General features: G+C 46.7%; 15 protein-coding genes. 13 read left to right on the forward strand and 2 right to left on the reverse strand.

The window, feature by feature from the left end; translation table 11 throughout:
• The first annotated feature begins 7 nt into the window (after positions 1-7).
• The 10 genes from R7P35_RS03210 (at position 8) to nirD (ending at position 12,732) form a co-directional block, all read left to right on the forward strand.
• Complete coding sequence (locus tag R7P35_RS03210; RefSeq protein WP_213904515.1) at positions 8-2,671, forward strand: nitrate reductase; 2,664 nt, start codon at positions 8-10, stop codon at positions 2,669-2,671.
• A gap of 20 nt (positions 2,672-2,691) precedes the next feature.
• Positions 2,692-3,597, forward strand: coding sequence for a uroporphyrinogen-III C-methyltransferase (gene cobA, locus R7P35_RS03215; protein WP_065275355.1), 906 nt, complete (start codon positions 2,692-2,694; stop codon positions 3,595-3,597).
• Entirely contained in the window at positions 3,594-4,547 is a 954-nt protein-coding gene (locus R7P35_RS03220) for a glycosyl transferase family protein (RefSeq protein WP_065275354.1), read from the forward strand. Before cobA ends, R7P35_RS03220 begins: the two co-directional genes overlap by 4 nt.
• Positions 4,548-4,776: 229 nt before the next feature.
• Complete coding sequence (locus tag R7P35_RS03225) at positions 4,777-5,694, forward strand: dienelactone hydrolase family protein (RefSeq protein WP_009704599.1); 918 nt, start codon at positions 4,777-4,779, stop codon at positions 5,692-5,694.
• A gap of 73 nt (positions 5,695-5,767) precedes the next feature.
• Complete coding sequence (locus R7P35_RS03230; RefSeq protein ID WP_065275353.1) at positions 5,768-6,349, forward strand: ANTAR domain-containing response regulator; 582 nt, start codon at positions 5,768-5,770, stop codon at positions 6,347-6,349.
• A 265-nt stretch (positions 6,350-6,614) separates the two neighbouring features.
• A complete protein-coding gene (locus R7P35_RS03235) occupies positions 6,615-7,979 on the forward strand; it encodes a CmpA/NrtA family ABC transporter substrate-binding protein (protein WP_005375887.1) in 1,365 nt (454 codons plus the stop codon).
• 73 nt (positions 7,980-8,052) lie between these two features.
• On the forward strand, positions 8,053-9,018 hold the full coding sequence (locus R7P35_RS03240; RefSeq protein ID WP_012842517.1) for an ABC transporter permease: 966 nt from the start codon (positions 8,053-8,055) through the stop codon (positions 9,016-9,018).
• An 11-nt stretch (positions 9,019-9,029) separates the two neighbouring features.
• Positions 9,030-9,866, forward strand: a complete 837-nt coding sequence (locus R7P35_RS03245) for an ABC transporter ATP-binding protein (RefSeq protein ID WP_005450080.1) — start codon at positions 9,030-9,032, stop codon at positions 9,864-9,866.
• A gap of 10 nt (positions 9,867-9,876) precedes the next feature.
• Positions 9,877-12,396: a nitrite reductase large subunit NirB gene (gene nirB / locus R7P35_RS03250; RefSeq protein WP_065275352.1), complete on the forward strand. Its 2,520-nt coding sequence runs from the start codon at positions 9,877-9,879 to the stop codon at positions 12,394-12,396.
• Positions 12,397-12,732 (forward strand): nitrite reductase small subunit NirD, encoded by a 336-nt coding sequence (gene nirD / locus R7P35_RS03255; RefSeq protein ID WP_017634206.1) that lies wholly within the window; start codon positions 12,397-12,399, stop codon positions 12,730-12,732.
• Between the two features lie 98 nt (positions 12,733-12,830).
• On the opposite strand, the gene R7P35_RS03260 is transcribed toward nirD, so the two are convergent.
• Together R7P35_RS03260 and R7P35_RS03265 are read right to left on the reverse strand one after the other, a co-directional pair.
• Positions 12,831-13,235 carry a PPC domain-containing DNA-binding protein gene (locus R7P35_RS03260; RefSeq protein WP_042604124.1) on the reverse strand — a complete coding sequence of 135 codons (405 nt, stop codon included), beginning with the start codon at positions 13,233-13,235 and terminating at the stop codon, positions 12,831-12,833.
• Between the two features lies 1 nt (position 13,236).
• On the reverse strand, positions 13,237-13,812 hold the full coding sequence (locus R7P35_RS03265) for a TetR/AcrR family transcriptional regulator (RefSeq protein WP_005387553.1): 576 nt from the start codon (positions 13,810-13,812) through the stop codon (positions 13,237-13,239).
• A 284-nt stretch (positions 13,813-14,096) separates the two neighbouring features.
• On the opposite strand from R7P35_RS03265, the gene R7P35_RS03270 reads away from it, so the two are divergent.
• The 3 genes from R7P35_RS03270 to R7P35_RS03280 all read left to right on the forward strand — a co-directional run bounded on the left by R7P35_RS03270 (position 14,097) and on the right by R7P35_RS03280 (position 16,451).
• Entirely contained in the window at positions 14,097-14,711 is a 615-nt protein-coding gene (locus tag R7P35_RS03270) for a glutathione S-transferase family protein (RefSeq protein ID WP_005375905.1), read from the forward strand.
• Between the two features lie 220 nt (positions 14,712-14,931).
• Positions 14,932-15,192, forward strand: coding sequence for a hypothetical protein (locus R7P35_RS03275; RefSeq protein WP_017820228.1), 261 nt, complete (start codon positions 14,932-14,934; stop codon positions 15,190-15,192).
• Positions 15,193-15,221: 29 nt separating this feature from the next.
• Positions 15,222-16,451, forward strand: coding sequence for a PP2C family protein-serine/threonine phosphatase (locus R7P35_RS03280; protein ID WP_064376518.1), 1,230 nt, complete (start codon positions 15,222-15,224; stop codon positions 16,449-16,451).
• Positions 16,452-16,492: the final 41 nt, after the last annotated feature.

Here is a 16,492-nt window from a genome sequence, read left to right on the forward strand (position 1 = left end):
AGGTGTTATGTCGCAAGGATGCAAAAAAACCACTTGTCCCTATTGTGGTGTTGGATGTGGTGTCGAGGTCAATGCGAAAGGAATCGTTGGGGATGCGTGTCATCCTGCAAATGCGGGCTCACTGTGCGTAAAGGGTGTCGCGTTGGCAGAGAGCTTGAATATGCCTTCGCGCTTGCTGTATCCAAAGCTTGTCACCAAGCAGCGACCTCAAGGGCAAGAAGTGCAATGGCAACAAGCCACGGATCTGATTGCAGAAAAGATTCATCAAGCGAAAGCAGAGTTTGGACCGGAATCCGTCGCGATGTACGTGTCAGGCCAGTTGTTGACGGAAGACTACTATGTCGCCAACAAACTCATGAAAGGCTATGTTGGCAGCGCAAACATCGATACGAACTCCCGTTTGTGTATGTCTTCGGCGGTTGCGGCTCATGTACGAGCATTTGGTGAAGATGTCGTTCCCGTCAATTACGACGATATTGATAAGACTGAGCTATTGATAATTTGCGGTGCTAATACCGCTTGGACGCATCCTGTTTTATTCCGACGTATTCAACAAGCGAGAGAAAGCAATCCTAACCTCAAGCTGGTGGTCATTGACCCGCGTGAAACGGTCACCGCGCAGCAAGCTGATTTGCATCTACCGATTAAAAATGATGGTGATGTGTCACTCTTCAATGGGCTGCTCAAGTTTCTTATTGAACAGCAATGCATTGATTCTGAATACATAAATTCTTATACCGACGGGTTTGATGCGCTTGCAGAAGAAGCTTCTGATTTACGTTACAGTGTCGCTAATCTAACGTCTTCCATTGGCATTTCAGAGGAAAAACTCACGACATTCTTCCAATGGTTTGCGCAAAGCCCAACCGCAATCACGCTGTTTTGCCAAGGGGTTAACCAAGCCGAAAATGGTGTCGATAAAGGCAATGCCATTATTAATGCACACTTGGCGACAGGTAAAATTGCCAAGTCAGGTTGTGGGCCGTTTTCTATTACAGGTCAGCCCAATGCGATGGGTGGGCGAGAAGTCGGTGGATTGGCAAACCAGTTAGCGGTTCATCGTGCTTTTGACGCAGAGTCTATCAAACAAGTGCAGGCGTTCTGGGATTCACCAGAAATTGCCACTCAGCCCGGTTTAAAAGCCGTTGAACTGTTTGAGGCGGTAGAACGTGGTGAGATTAAAGTTCTGTGGATTATGGCTACCAATCCTGTTGTCTCTTTGCCAGATAACCAATTGGTAAAACGTGCACTAGAGATTTGTCCGTTTGTGATTGTTTCCGATATCACAGCGGATTCGGATGTAGCGCATTACGCGGACCTATTGCTACCCGCCGCTGGCTGGGGGGAGAAGCAAGGCATGGTGACCAATTCTGAGCGTCGACTTTCAAGGCAGCGCCAGTTTCAAACGCCTCCGGGTGAAGCAAAATCAGATTGGTGGACGATAAGCCAAGTCGGGCAAGCTCTGTGTGCATTGGAAAAGACACAAAATGGCTTTGCGTTTACTTCTGAGCGGGCGGTATTCAGGGAATATGCCACGATGACAGGCATGAATGCAGATTCGCCATTGAAGCTAGATCTTTCTCAATACGCCAACTTAACCGAGCAAGAATACGAAGAGTGGGTGCCGACACAATGGGGAGGAGAGCGCCCTTTTGCTGATGGCGTCTATTCACACCCAGATGGAAAAGCGCGTTTTGTCGTGACCAGTGAATCTCCAACGCGCTTAGAAAGAACAAAAGGCTGGTGGCTCAATACGGGCAGGCAACGTGACCAATGGCATACCATGACGCGCACAGGGCATATCGCCCACCTTGCCGCCTCAGAGTTAGAACCAACCGTGTACATGAACACGCTCTCTGCCACTCAAAATCGCTTAAAAGCAGGACAGCTCACCAAGCTGTTTCAGCCTGCTTCAAACACCGGTATTTATGCCAAAGTTGCCATTGATGAAGGTTTGGGTTTTCAGGAGCTGTTTATGTCAATGCACTGGGCGGGTCGATATGGCGGTGAAAGCAGTGTTAATGCGATAGTAAACAGCGCAAAAGACCCTATTTCAGGGCAGCCTGCATTTAAGTCGTCTTATGTTGAAGTGCAAGACGCCGCGGTCAAAACCTACGGTATGTTCATCGGTACACAGTTTGATTCCGTTAAATTTCTCTACAGCGCATTTCAAGCAGAAAGCAATTTGGGCATTTGGCGCTTTGCACATGATAAGCGACCAAAGAAGCAGAGTTTTTGTCGAACGGAAAAGAGCCGCAGAATTACGATAGATATTGCCCAAGGTTGGCTAGCGGTGGACTATGACCTTGTTGGAGACGTGCGTATCATTCGCTCTGTTTTGGTGGTGTCTAGTGAACCGATTCAAACCGACTACACCAACTTTACCGGCTTGATTGGCAAGCCGATGGAGCTATCGCAACTGCTTACCATCACTCAATCGCAAAGCAGTGCCAAACTGGTTTGTAGCTGTTTCCGCGTTACCGATAAACAAATACATGACGCGATGGAGAAACAAGACTGCACGTCAGTGACCCAACTTCAAAACAAACTCAAATGCGGTACTAACTGTGGCTCGTGCGTCTCTCAAATCAAACAAATGGTCGACAGCCATCAGCATCAAAAGGGCAAACAGCAAGCGAACCAGCAAAGTTTGGCTATTCAAATAATGTAAGTCATAAAGAGGATAAGCACATGGAAGCGCCTTATCAAAAGTCTTGGTTTAAGAAAGGACAAGCGAGTCAGAAACAAGAACGCTCGTCTCGCTTTTCTAAGCATGACCAAGCAAGCAAACTGAACCAACTTTTAGAAGACCATTCAGTAGACCTCGACGCGAACCACAAAGGTTTTGTCTCGATCGTCGGAGCAGGACCGCACGATCCTGAATTGTTAACGGTAAAGGCTGTGAAAGCGATTATGTCGGCAGAGGTTCTGCTGTACGACCGTTTGGTGAACAAAGATATTTTGGAGTTGGCTTCGCCACAAGCCGATTGGATTTACGTGGGCAAACGATGCGGACAACCTAGCATTGGTCAGGAAGAAATTTGTGATTTGATGGTATCGCTCGCTCAACAAGGAAAGCGAGTTGTGCGCTTAAAAGGGGGAGATCCATTCGTATTTGGCCGTGGAGGCGAAGAGGCGTTAGCACTCGTCAAACACTCAATCGCGTACGAAGTCATTCCCGGCATTACCGCTGCGATTGGATGTTCAGCAAACAGCTTGATTCCGCTGACTCATCGTGGCGTTGCTCGTAGCGTTACCTTTGTGACGGGGCAAGTGGTAACAGGCGCATTTGAAGCGTGGAGCCAACTGATGCAAAGCGGACAAACGTTAGTCTTCTATATGGGGTTAGAAAAGTCATCGCAAATACAAACGGGTTTAATAGGCTCTGGTTTGAGAGAAGATTTTCCAGTCGCGATCATCACTCATGGTTGCAGCCCTCAACAACAAGTGCATGTTACACAACTCAATCAGCTCAATGATTTATCGATTACACTTAAAGGCGTGAGCCCAGCATTGATTGTGATGGGAGAAGTTGTCAAACTGCGCGAACAACTAATAGAAACCGTACAGTCAGTGACGGAATACGAGGGAATATGAGCAGCATTTTGGAATGTATTAGAACAGTCGGTCGTGGCGAACGTGGTAGAAAACCACTGAACTTTGACCAAGCGTTTCGAGTTATGGATGAATACCTAAACGGAGAGTGCGATGATGATCAAATGGCAATGCTGCTGATGCTGATCCGCGTACAAAACGAGACTCAACAAGAAATCGCTGGCTTTGTGAAAGCATTCCAATCCCGCATGCCTGCTATTGGTGCAGACATCGACTGGCCATGTTACGCAGGCAAACGTGAAGCGGCGGGTCAGCCTTGGCACCTGTTAGCAGCGAAGATCCTTGCCGATAATGGTCATAAAGTGCTGATGCATGGCTATCACGACCGTCAATCTGGACGTTTACACGCAGAAGATTACCTCGACAAGTTTGCTATCGAGAAAGCGGAATCAGCAGAAGAAGCAAAGCGTGTCTTAGAAACACAAAACATCGTGTATCTACCGCTCAGCGCATTTGCTCCACAAGCAGAAACCATGATCGGTTGGAAGAATCGTTATGGGCTTAGAACGCCGATTAATACCGTGGTTCGAGCATTGAATCCGGGGCAAGCAACGGTTGGTATTCGTGGTAGCTTCCATCCTGGTTTCCAACAACTTCATGCTGAAGTCGAATACGAGATCGGTCAAACCGCTCACGCTGTTGTGTCATTCAAAGGACAATCGGGTGAGTCAGAATACAACCCGAAAGTAAGCCAAACAGTATGGTTAAGCCAAACAAGCGGCGTGACATCGCATTACTGGACGGAACAAATGCTGTCTGAGGTGCCAATGCCTGCAAACTGCCCGTTTGGAACGTCAGAAGACGACATGAACCAAATGGCAAATACGGTTCTTGCCACCATGACAGTGGTGCTATTTGCACAAATGCATGACAGGGAAAAAGCATTCGAACGAGCTTTCTCTTACTGGCAAGCCTATTGCGGCCAGCAATAAGATACTATTGTCAATTAATGTAAAACCAACGACGCAAAGTTGTTGAATCTGAATCCATTATCTATTGTTTGAAGAAGGTAAAAGATCCTAGCTCGCCAATGATGTGTTTCACCACGTTGCTCCGTATCAGAGTGGTGAAACCGCAGTTTTAGCCTCAATCGCGTTCGTTTCTCGCTTCGCGTTTGAGAATGAGAAAATCCCATATGGTAAGACACAGAGGACATGGATAATGGTTCTAAAGCATACCACTCCTAGTGAAAAGGCTTCTCATCCGATCCCGCAAGAAGCCTTCGATTGGTACGACGAATACGCCCACGGAAAAATCTCGCGCCGTGAGTTTCTAAATAGGCTGGGTGGCCTTGCTGTGCTTGGCTTTAGCATGACAGCACTGGTCGACGCGCTAACCCCGAATTACGCACTGGCAGAACAAGTTTCATTTAACGATCCTGACATCAAAGCAACTTACGAAACCTTTCCATCTCCAAATGGGCATGGAGAAGGGCGTGGTTATTTGGTGATGCCACAGAAGAAGACCTTAAAATCGCCGACCGTGTTGGTGATTCATGAAAATCGAGGTCTGAACCCTTATATCAAAGATGTCGCAAGACGACTTGCAAAAGATGGCTTTATTGCTTTCGCTCCAGACGCACTTTATCCACTCGGCGGCTATCCGGGGAACGACGATGAAGGTCGCGCCATGCAGAAAGAGATGGACAGAGCCAAGATCGAACAAGACTTTATTGCAGCCGCTAACTTCCTCAAACAATACGAGGGTGGCAACGGTAAATTGGGCGCGGTTGGATTCTGCTTCGGTGGATACATTGTCAACATGCTTGCAGCGGTAATGCCAGAAGAGCTCGATGCAGGTGTGCCTTTCTATGGAACGCCAGCGGCGCAAGAGATCCAAAAGCAAGTCAAAGGGCCGTTGATGATTCACTTTGCAGGGCTCGATAAGCGTGTTAACGACACATGGCCTGCTTATGAGCAGCAATTGATCGCAACCGACGCACAGTATCAAGCGTTAATGTATGAGAACGTCAACCACGGCTTCCATAACGACTCAACAGCACGCTACGCACCGGAAGAAGCAGCACTCGCTTGGGAGCGCACACTCGGCTTCTTCAAAGAACATCTTGCCTCTAGTTAAAACGCTTCAGCTTTAGTTGGCACATTCCTTGTTATGTCTCTCTTAGTGAGTGAGATATAAACAAGGAATGTGCATGACTCAATCAACGTCAAAAACACCCATCATAGTGTGCTGTGATAGCCTACAAGAGCAGGCTCGATTGTCCGGCTTATTGAGCAAAGATTACGACAACATCATCGGTTGCCAATTGGCACAACTAGAAACGTTAATGCAACGAGAACCGTCGGCAAGCGTTGTGGTTGGATGGCAGCAACCAACCGCGGAACTGCGTTTGATCGTCGATTTCTGCCGCAGAAAATCGGCACCACTTCTTATCGTCTTAAAGCAGTTATCATCTAATGATATCAATCGGTTATCAGAAAAAATGGACTATGTGCTCATGCCGCACGATAGTGAGTTTGCGCTTCAGCCTTGGATTGAACATGCGACACTAGTGAGAGCGAAATTCGAAAGTATGCAATCGAAAATTGAATCGCTGACCTTTAAGATCGAAGAGCGCAAGCTGGTGGAAAAAGCCAAGGGGCTGCTGATGAAGATGCACAGCGTTGATGAAGAACAGGCTTATAAAGCGCTACGAAATTCAGCCATGCAATCGAGCCAAACGCTCGCACAAGTTGCCAAGAATTTGATAACTACTTTGGAAGTGTTGGATTAGTCGCTCTACCTCTTTGGGGTTAGGGTGCGTTTTCTAACGTGGTGCGTGTTGCACTATCAGCAAGCAATAACAGGGAATTAGAAACGGTAGAATAAACTAATTCATTGTATTTACTGTGAAAAATAAGTTGGCACAGTAATTGGATTAGTAGAATTGGGTTTATTGTTGAATCGCTTATCTCAATTATCAACGGCGGTAATTGTAGACTTAGCAACGGCGCTACTGCTCTTCGGAGTAGTGGCGCTTTTTTTATGGGAGCAAACCAATGAAATGGAGTTCGATGCTGAAAGTGTCAGCAATTTCGTTATCGGTATTCACCACGGTCAGCGTAAAGGCAGAGTTGGGTGAGCCAGAAATTGAAGACCTGAAGTTTGGTTTTATTAAGTTAACCGATATGGCACCGCTGGCGGTTGCTTATGAGAAAGGTTTTTTTGAAGACGAAGGCTTGTACGTCACTTTAGAAGCGCAAGCAAACTGGAAGGTGCTTTTAGACCGAGTCATCGATGGTGAGCTTGCTGGTGCGCACATGCTTGCTGGTCAGCCATTGGGCGCAACGATTGGTGTCGGCACAAAAGCAGAAGTGATTACCGCGTTCAGTATGGATTTGAACGGCAACGCAATCACGGTTTCCAATGATACTTGGGAGCAGATGAAGCAATACATTCCAAAACAACCAGATGGCAAACCTGTTCACCCAATCAAAGCGGATGCACTGAAGCCTGTGGTCGACAGCTATCTGGATAAAGGTAAACCGTTCAACATGGGCATGGTGTTCCCTGTATCGACGCACAACTATGAGCTGCGTTACTGGTTAGCGGCAGGCGGGATTCATCCAGGTTTTTATGCACCAGACTCAGGTGATAACAGTGGCCAATTGGATGCTGACGTTCTTTTGAGTGTTACACCGCCACCACAAATGCCAGCAACAATGGAAGCGGGCACGATCAAAGGGTACTGCGTAGGCGAACCATGGAACCAACAAGCCGTATTCAAAGGTATTGGTACGCCAGTCGTGACCGATTACGAGATCTGGAAGAACAACCCAGAGAAAGTGTTTGGTGTTTCCAAAGCTTGGGCTGAGAAGTATCCAAACACGCACATTCGCGTAGTGAAAGCCTTGATTCGAGCGGCACATTGGTTGGATGAAAACGACAATGCCAACCGCCAAGAAGCAGTGAAGATGCTATCAAAAAGCGAATACGTTGGAGCCGATGCCGAAGTTATTGCTAACTCGATGACGGGCACATTTGAATACGAGAAAGGCGACAAACGAGACGTGCCAGACTTCAACGTGTTCTTCCGTCATAACGCCACTTATCCGTATTACAGCGATGCGATTTGGTACCTGACTCAAATGCGTCGCTGGGGACAGATCTCAAGCGAGAAATCCGATGATTGGTACATGGATGTCGCAAAAGAGGTTTACCGTCCGGACATTTACCAACAAGCGGCTCAAGCGCTAATTGAAGATGGTGTGTTGAGCAAAAAAGACTTCCCAGATTTCAGTGCTGAAGATGGTTTTCGTGCGCCACAAACACACTTTATCGACAACATCGTTTATGACGGTCGCGAGCCAAATAAATATCTAGAGAAGTTCTCTATCGGGCTTAAAGGAAAAGACAAGGTTTAACCATAACGATAAACGCCACAGGCGAGGGGGATTCGTTTGTGGCAACAAGGATGTAAATTTCTTAGGAGTGAGTATGTCTAGTAATGTCATTTCCCTGTTTCCTGCTAAGCAGGTAGTGAACCGAAGTCGGTTGGTGCTTTTACCCGTCATTGGTTTGCTGATCTTTTTGGCAATGTGGCACTTAGCAGCGAGAGAAGTGCAAACCTCATTAGGTACGCTACCAGGGCCAGTGCAAACTTTTCAGCAGTTCAGCAACCTTGTCGATGACCATTGGCAAGAGCGAGAAAAGGAACAAGCGTTTATCGAGCGTCAGGAAAAGCGCAATGCTGCGAAGTTAGCGAAGAATCCAGACGCGGAAGTGAAGATTCGTCCTTACACAGGTAAACCGACGTTCTTCGACCAAATCGTCACGAGCTTAGTGACTGTAACTGCCGGCTTTCTGTTGGCGACTGTCATTGCGATTCCACTTGGCATCGTGCTTGGTCTGAATCAAGGATTGTATCAAGCGTTCAACCCAATCATTCAACTGCTCAAGCCTGTCTCACCTTTAGCTTGGTTGCCTATCGTAACCATGGTGGTGAGTGCCACTTATGTGAGTGATGACCCGATGTTTGCAAAGTCGTTCATTAACTCTCTGATCACAGTGGCGCTGTGTAGCTTATGGCCGACGCTGATTAACACTGCAGTGGGTGTAACGAGCGTTGATAAAGACTTAATCAACGTGAGCAAAGTGCTTCAACTTTCGTGGTGGCAGCACATTCGCACCATCGTTTTACCTTCTGCCATTCCGATGATCTTCACCGGTTTACGTCTTTCTTTAGGTATCGCTTGGATGGTGTTGATTGCGGCAGAAATGCTCGCGCAAAACCCAGGGTTAGGCAAGTTTGTTTGGGATGAGTTCCAGAACGGCAGCTCAGCATCATTGGGGCGCATCATGGTGGCGGTCATCACCATCGGCTTTATAGGTTTGATGCTCGATAGAGGCATGTTGCAACTTCAAAAGTGGCTGTCTTGGAATAAACAACAAGCGTTGAGATAAGGGAAAAGATCATGGAAAAAGCATTATTAGATCTAACGCGTTTAGGGATGCGATTCCCAACGCCAGATGGCGAGTTCATCGCGCTTAAGAACGTCGATTTACAAATCAATAAAGGCGAGTTTGTGTCTCTAATTGGGCACTCTGGCTGTGGTAAATCAACGGTATTGAACTTAGTCGCAGGGCTACACATGCCAACAGACGGCGGCGTGATCGTCGATGGACGAGAAGTAGCTGGACCGGGACCAGACCGCGCAGTGGTGTTCCAAAACCATTCATTATTGCCTTGGTTAACCGTGTATCAAAACGTTGAGCTTGCAGTAAAACAAATCGCCGGCAAAAAGGGCAAAGCGTGGATTCAGGAACAAGTGAACCACTATTTAGAGTTGATTCAAATGCAGCATGCTGCGCACAAAAAGCCGGATGAAATCTCGGGCGGTATGAAGCAGCGAGTCGGCATCGCCAGAGCACTGGCACTTCAACCAAAGGTTCTACTGATGGATGAACCATTTGGCGCGTTGGATGCGTTAACTCGTGCGCATTTACAGGATGCACTGATGAAGATTCAAGCCGAGTTAAACAATACCGTCATCATGATTACACATGACGTGGATGAAGCGGTGCTGCTATCCGACAAAATCGTGATGATGACTAACGGTCCGGCAGCGACCATTGGTGAAGTGTTGGAAGTGAATCTACCGCGTCCTCGCGAGCGTGTCGCACTGGCAGATGATGCGCAGTATCAGAAGTGTCGACAAGCGGTGCTGAAGTTCCTTTACGAGAAGCAATCCAAAGTCGAGATTCCTGCTTCGAAAGAAGACAAACCCAAAACCGCAGCGCAAACGGCATAAGGAGGCAGCGATGAACAGTCCTTTAACGATTCCAGTAAAGAACGCATTGAGCCACATCGTTGTGGTAGGTAACGGTATGGTTGGGCAACACCTCGTCGAGCAATTAGTGCAGAAAAACGCGCATTTGGAGCACCGAATTACCGTGATTGGTGCAGAGCGTTTTATCGCGTATGACCGTGTACAGTTGTCCTCTTTGTTTGCGGGTAAGTCTCATGATGATTTGATGCTGAGTAACCAAGAATGGTACGACATGCATGGCATCCAACTCGTACTTGGCAGCCAAGTAACAGGCATCGACAGAGAGCAAAAGCGCATTCTCCTTGATGGTGAAGATGTGCTGGGTTACGACGAACTTGTGCTCGCGACCGGTTCTTACCCGTTTGTGCCTCCAATTGAAGGTAAAGACCGAGACAACGTGTTTGTCTATCGCACGCTTGATGACCTTTCACAAATCAAAAAAGCATGTGAAGGCGCAAGAACGGGCGCAGTGATTGGCGGCGGCTTGTTGGGTTTAGAAGCGGCAAACGCACTTAAACTATTGGGGTTAGAAACTCACGTTATTGAATTTGCTCCCCGCCTGATGCCCGTGCAGTTAGACGATGGTGCTGGCTTAGTGCTAAAAGAGAAGATTGAAGCGCTAGGGCTAACCGTTCACACCTCAACGGGTACGGAACGAATCTGTGATGGTGAAACGGCTAAGCATCGTATGGTGTTTAAAGACAAAGATCCTCTCGAAGTGGATGTGATTGTCTTCTCCGCAGGCATTCGTCCTCAAGATGAGTTGGCAAGGCTGGCTGAGCTAGAAATAGGCGAGCGAGGCGGCATTGTGATTAATAACCAATGCCAAACCAGCGATGAGAACATTTACGCGATTGGCGAATGTGCCCTTTGGGAGCAGAAGATCTTTGGCTTGGTCGCTCCCGGTTACACCATGGCGAGAACCACTGCCGATGTCTTGACTGGTATGCCGAGCGAAGGTTTTAAAGGTGCAGACATGAGCACCAAACTCAAGCTGCTTGGGGTGGATGTGGCGTCTATCGGCGATGCACAAATGCAAACTGAAGGCGCACAGGAAATGGTGTTGCAAGATGCGGTTGCAGGTATCTACAAAAAGCTGGTGGTTGATGCGAGCGGTACCCAATTGCTCGGTGCGATTCTCGTTGGTGACAACAGCGATTACGATGCGCTCTTACAGTGTTATTTGAACAAAACGGTCCTGCCAGACCACGCGGCGAACCTGCTGTTTGATACCGGAATGTTAGATGGAGAGATGCCAGACAGCGCCATCATCTGTTCTTGTCACAACGTCACAAAAGGCGACTTAGTTGCCGAGATTCAAGCTGGCACTACCAACCTGACGGACCTTAAAGCCAACACTAAAGCCGGTACTGGCTGTGGTGGCTGTAGCAATATGGTGAAGTCGGTATTGGATACTCAACTGGCAGCCATGGGGGTAGAGGTTAACAACCACCTTTGTGAGCACTTTGAGCTCAGTCGCCAAGAGATGTTCCATATTTGCCAAGTGGAACAGATCAAAGACTTCGACACCTTAATTGCACTGCATGGCAAAGGGCATGGGTGTGATATCTGTAAGCCGACAGCGGCATCTGTGTTTGCTTCTTTGTGGAATGAACACATCATGGAGCCACAGCATCAATCTCTGCAAGATTCTAATGATGCCTTTATGGCAAACCTGCAAAAAGATGGTTCTTACTCGATTGTGCCTCGTGTTCCGGGCGGCGAAATCACACCAGACAAACTTATCGTGCTAGGTGAAGTTGCTCAGCAATACGATCTGTACACCAAGATCACTGGCGGTCAGCGCGTAGATTTATTTGGTGCGCAGTTAGAACAGCTTCCTGAAATCTGGCAAACCTTGATTGATGCTGGTTTTGAAACAGGGCACGCCTACGGCAAATCGGTGCGCACCGTGAAATCTTGCGTCGGTTCTACTTGGTGTCGTTATGGTGTTGATGATTCGGTTGGGTTAGCCATTGAGTTAGAGAACCGCTACAAAGGATTGCGAGCGCCCCATAAGCTTAAGTTTGCCGTATCGGGCTGTACTCGCGAGTGTGCAGAAGCGCAAAGTAAAGACATTGGGGTGATCGCCACCGAAAACGGCTGGAATCTATACGTTTGTGGTAATGGCGGCATGAGACCACGACACGCTGATTTGTTTGCATCTGACTTATCCAAATCAGAGTTGATCACCATGATCGACCGAGTATTGATGTTCTACGTCAGCACCGCAGATCGCTTGCAGCGCACGTCGGTGTGGATGGAGAACATGGAAGGGGGCCTAGATTACCTTAAACAAGTGATTTTGGATGACTCTCTCAACCTATGTGATTCTTTGGATGAACAAATGGCACGAGTCGTAGATACGTATCAATGTGAGTGGAAGAGTACGTTGGATAATCCTCAGAAATTGCAACGCTTCCGTCCTTTCTTGAACAGCACGTCGGGCAGCAAAGTCTTGCCGTACCAACGTGTGCGCGGTCAGCGTATTCCAGTGAAACAGGAGGTGTAAATGGCAGCTTTAACCAAAGTGAAATTGTGTCAGCTTGATGACTTAATGCCGTTTATCGGTGCTACTGTATTGATTGAAGGCGAGCACGTTGCGCTATTCTACATTCCAGATAGCGGTGTTTACGCCGTTCAAGATTGGGATCCAATTGGTAAGGCTAATGTGATGAGTCGAGGGATTGTCGGTGATATTGATGGTGAGATGTGTGTTGCATCACCACTGTATAAACAGCACTTCAGTTTAAAGAGCGGGCAGTGTTTAGAAGACGAAGCGCACGGTCTAAAAACTTGGCAAGTAACGGTCGACGATAATCAGGTTTGTCATATAGTCGAAGAATGATCCTCGAAATTAGCTTGCTCTGTATGAGTGAATTTTTAGCGTAAGAGACAAGCGAATAGAGCTCCAGAGACAGCACAGTATGGCTCTGGAGCTTTTTACTATTTGGAAGGATTCACTTGCAGTTCGGTATAGCCGGTCGAGTCGTCCATCGTTCTGGTAAACTCAAGTTCTGAGTAAGAATGGATGATCAATTCTGCGGTGGTATCTATAACCGTGCCTTCCATTAAATGCCCGCCCCAGACTCGTCCTTCACGATCAGACACCGAGATATGAACGTGCTGATGTTCAGGCGTTAGGGTTCCCATCACAGAGACGATTTCAAATGGCTCTTGTTTGGTTAACGTACTCTCTGCACCTGCCAAACGAAGGTTGAGGTCAGAGACACAACCAACGCATGAAGCAATCGAGCCTGCTTTGATACCATACTGCTCGACCAATTTCGCTAGGTTCAGCTTTAAGTCCATGCCTTTGGTAAGACGTACCGCTATCACTTCAATCGACATGTCACTTCCTAATCAAAACCAGCAAGCAGGAAAGCGCCGTATCCAAATCGGCATAACGTTTGGCTTTGCCAAGCACGCGCATGCCTTGCATGTTGTTGAGAACAAAACGAGCAAGCTCTTCTGGTTTAAGCGTTTTCGGCACTAAGGTTTCTTTTTGTGCATTGGTCAGCGCATCTGCAATGATGTCGATAAGATGGTCAAATAAGAAATGCCCTTTACGCAGTACATCATCGTCTTCACCAGCGTGCTCAATCAACGCATTTTGGATAAAACACCCGCAGCTGCGTTTTCGTTGCAGCTCAGCAAAAGATTTAAGGAACGATTCCAACTCAGGTAAAGACGCATCGTCTTTTTCTAAATCATTCAGTGACGGTAGCGAGACCTTTTTTAAGTAAGTATCGAGCGCTTCGTAGTAGAGCTGTTGCTTGTCACCATAGGTGTTGTAAAGACTGAAGCGGTTGATGTTCAACTCGTCGGTGAGATCTGAGATAGACGTGTTCGCAAAGCCTTTGCGCCAAAACACATCCATAGCCACGAGAAGCTTTTCATCTCGGTCGAAGTTGGCTTTTCTTGCCATAAATTACCTGCCTGGGCCTGCTTATCGGGTAATTAAATTGCTTTGGAGGGATAGTACAGAGAACCTCTAGCGTTCGAACTGAACCAATATGATGAATACCCATCTATTCTTGGGTATCAGCCTCCAAATTCATGTGAACTCACAAACGGCATCAAAAATCTCGCTCAGCAAACAGACCCACAACTGTTTGAAAATTTTTGATAGTGAAGTTCTTGACTGATCGTTTATAAACTGACTACAGTATATCCTAACCAATCGGTTAGAAAAAGATAAAAGGATGTGAAATGAAGCTCTATGAAACCGCAATGACTCCAAGTTGTAAGCGAGTTAGCATTTTTCTGAAGGAAATCGGTGGCGAGGTTGAGCGAATTGCGCTGAACGTTCGTGAGGGCGATAACCTATCTGAACCGTTTAAATCGAAAAGCGTGAATGGCAAAGTGCCTCTGCTGGAACTGGATGATGGTACGACGATCTGTGAAAGCGTGGCGATTTGTCGCTACCTAGATGAAGCGTTTGAAAATGATCTGGCGCTGTTTGGTGCTAACCAGCTCGAACGTGCTCAGGTGGAAATGTGGCATCGTGTGGTGGAGTTCCAAGGACTAAATGCGGCATTTCAGGCGTTTCGAAACATGACCGGAGTTTATGGAGACAGAGAACGTTGCGTTGAAGCATGGGGCGAAGAATCAAAACAACGCGTCTACGAATTTCTGCCTGTCTTAGACAAGCGCCTTGAACATAATGATTTTATCGCCGTAGACCATTTTACTATCGTCGATATAACAGGCTTTATTTTGATCAGTTTCGCAATTAAAGGCCTAGAAATTGATGTGCTATCGACGTCGCCAAACATTGCTCGATGGTATAACCAAATTTTAGCTAGACCTGCATTTCAGAGTTAATGTATTGCAGCGAGTGGATGATAGCTCGCTGCTACCACCTTACCGATTCTTAACTCAGCAGGATATTCAAATTTTTTCAGATTTTTCTTATTTTTTCTCCTATCGCCTATAATTGGAAAAACAACCTCAATTTGCTTCGTTGCGTTTTAGAGCCTTGGGCTCTTGGTCCGTAGACGCTCTCTTTCATCATGGAAAGTCTAATAATAGACAAGGAGAGGTCATGAGTATTCAAGTGAAAACTATCAATAATATTCTAATCGCCCTGTTAATGGTTTCGGTTTTTGGTCTATTCGCACTGTACCTCAATTACACACAGCAGAATGAACAGATTGAAAGGCTGCAAAGTCAGTTAATCGAAAAAGAGCATCAGATACTAATTTCTAATGAAGCGTTGTCTTACACTCGATATCAACACCAATTATTAGCCGAAGACTACAGCCGTTTTAGAAATGAGCAGTCAGTGACTAGTGTTTTGCGTTAGCCAGTAAAGCAACCGTATTAAGGAGGAAGATGAAACCCATTCTTTTGGTCGATGATAGTAAAACAGTACTGCTTTACATCAGCAGTGCATTGGAAAAGCAGGGCTATGAAGTGGTTGCAGTTGAAGACGGAAGAGCTGCGCTTGAGGTGCTAACCCACCGCCCTGATATTCAGTTTGTGCTGAGTGATTTAATGATGCCTGGAATTAATGGTATTGAATTGTGTCGCCAATTAAAATCTAAAGTTAGCGAACGTTACATTTTCTTTGTTCTACTGTCTTCTAGAAATGACCAAAGTTCGATCGTGAAAGGCATTGATGCTGGCGCAGATGATTTCGTAGATAAGAAGACGTCTGTAGAGGAACTTCAGGCCAGAATCCGTGCGGGGTTTCGTACTTTAGAACTGCACAACAAACTCGTTGAGAGAAATAAAGAGCTAGATGCGGCCTATCAAACAATTCACCAAGACCTACAGTCTGCTAGTCATCTGATGGAGCAACTACTCCCTGCTGAATCAACTATTCAGAATGTAAATTTTAGCTATGTCTACAAACCATGCTCCCAGATTGGTGGTGATATGTTGGGGTATTTGGAGCTCGATGAACGACATGTTGCGTTTTATGTATTTGATGTTTCTGGTCATGGTATTTCTTCAGCTTTGATGGCTTTTTCTATTCAACAGACGCTATCTCAAAGTCAGGGGCCTGATTCGATCACGATGGAGTTGAGAGATGACGGCTATTGCGTAAGTGAGCCTGCATCTGTGATTGAACGGCTAAATCGGCGTTATCAGCAAACTAGAAACAGTCAACTTTACTTTACTATGGCTTACGCCATTCTTAACACAAAATCAGGGCAACTTAGCTATTGCACGGCTGGCCACCCCAGGATCTTAGTTTGGCGAACGAGTACGAAAACGATGGAACAGATAGGTGACGATAACTTTATCGTTGGTGCAATGCAGCCGATGGAATATATCGGTAACCAAATTAGTCTGGATGAGGGCGATGCATTGTGGCTTTATTCGGATGGTTTGATTGAAGCGAGGCAGGGTGAGGAGATGTTTTCACTACAACGATTGGCATCGAGTATAAAAGTTGTTTGCACGCTGACAGTTGAAGACCAAGTGGGAGACGTCTTTAAAAAAGTACAATCTTGGCATAACGAAGATGAGTTTGATGATGATGCCAGCCTTTTACAGGTAAAATGGCATGGTGAGAGGCTCGATTTTAAGGAAAAGAATGTCAAAGAGCGAATTTAAACGAACTTACGGGAGCTCCCTTACTCACTCACGAAGTGCGA

It is taken from the genome of Vibrio sp. Vb0304 (genome assembly GCF_033338995.1).
Lineage (GTDB): Bacteria > Pseudomonadota > Gammaproteobacteria > Enterobacterales > Vibrionaceae > Vibrio > Vibrio alginolyticus.

Coding starts and splice junctions, on each gene's coding strand:
- R7P35_RS03210 (WP_213904515.1), top strand. CDS start 8: ATGTCGCAAGGATGCAAAAAAACCACTTGTCCCTATTGTGGTGTTGGA.
- cobA (WP_065275355.1), top strand. CDS start 2,692: ATGGAAGCGCCTTATCAAAAGTCTTGGTTTAAGAAAGGACAAGCGAGT.
- R7P35_RS03220 (WP_065275354.1), top strand. CDS start 3,594: ATGAGCAGCATTTTGGAATGTATTAGAACAGTCGGTCGTGGCGAACGT.
- R7P35_RS03225 (WP_009704599.1), top strand. CDS start 4,777: ATGGTTCTAAAGCATACCACTCCTAGTGAAAAGGCTTCTCATCCGATC.
- R7P35_RS03230 (WP_065275353.1), top strand. CDS start 5,768: ATGACTCAATCAACGTCAAAAACACCCATCATAGTGTGCTGTGATAGC.
- R7P35_RS03235 (WP_005375887.1), top strand. CDS start 6,615: ATGAAATGGAGTTCGATGCTGAAAGTGTCAGCAATTTCGTTATCGGTA.
- R7P35_RS03240 (WP_012842517.1), top strand. CDS start 8,053: ATGTCTAGTAATGTCATTTCCCTGTTTCCTGCTAAGCAGGTAGTGAAC.
- R7P35_RS03245 (WP_005450080.1), top strand. CDS start 9,030: ATGGAAAAAGCATTATTAGATCTAACGCGTTTAGGGATGCGATTCCCA.
- nirB (WP_065275352.1), top strand. CDS start 9,877: ATGAACAGTCCTTTAACGATTCCAGTAAAGAACGCATTGAGCCACATC.
- nirD (WP_017634206.1), top strand. CDS start 12,397: ATGGCAGCTTTAACCAAAGTGAAATTGTGTCAGCTTGATGACTTAATG.
- R7P35_RS03260 (WP_042604124.1), bottom strand. CDS start 13,235: ATGTCGATTGAAGTGATAGCGGTACGTCTTACCAAAGGCATGGACTTA.
- R7P35_RS03265 (WP_005387553.1), bottom strand. CDS start 13,812: ATGGCAAGAAAAGCCAACTTCGACCGAGATGAAAAGCTTCTCGTGGCT.
- R7P35_RS03270 (WP_005375905.1), top strand. CDS start 14,097: ATGAAGCTCTATGAAACCGCAATGACTCCAAGTTGTAAGCGAGTTAGC.
- R7P35_RS03275 (WP_017820228.1), top strand. CDS start 14,932: ATGAGTATTCAAGTGAAAACTATCAATAATATTCTAATCGCCCTGTTA.
- R7P35_RS03280 (WP_064376518.1), top strand. CDS start 15,222: ATGAAACCCATTCTTTTGGTCGATGATAGTAAAACAGTACTGCTTTAC.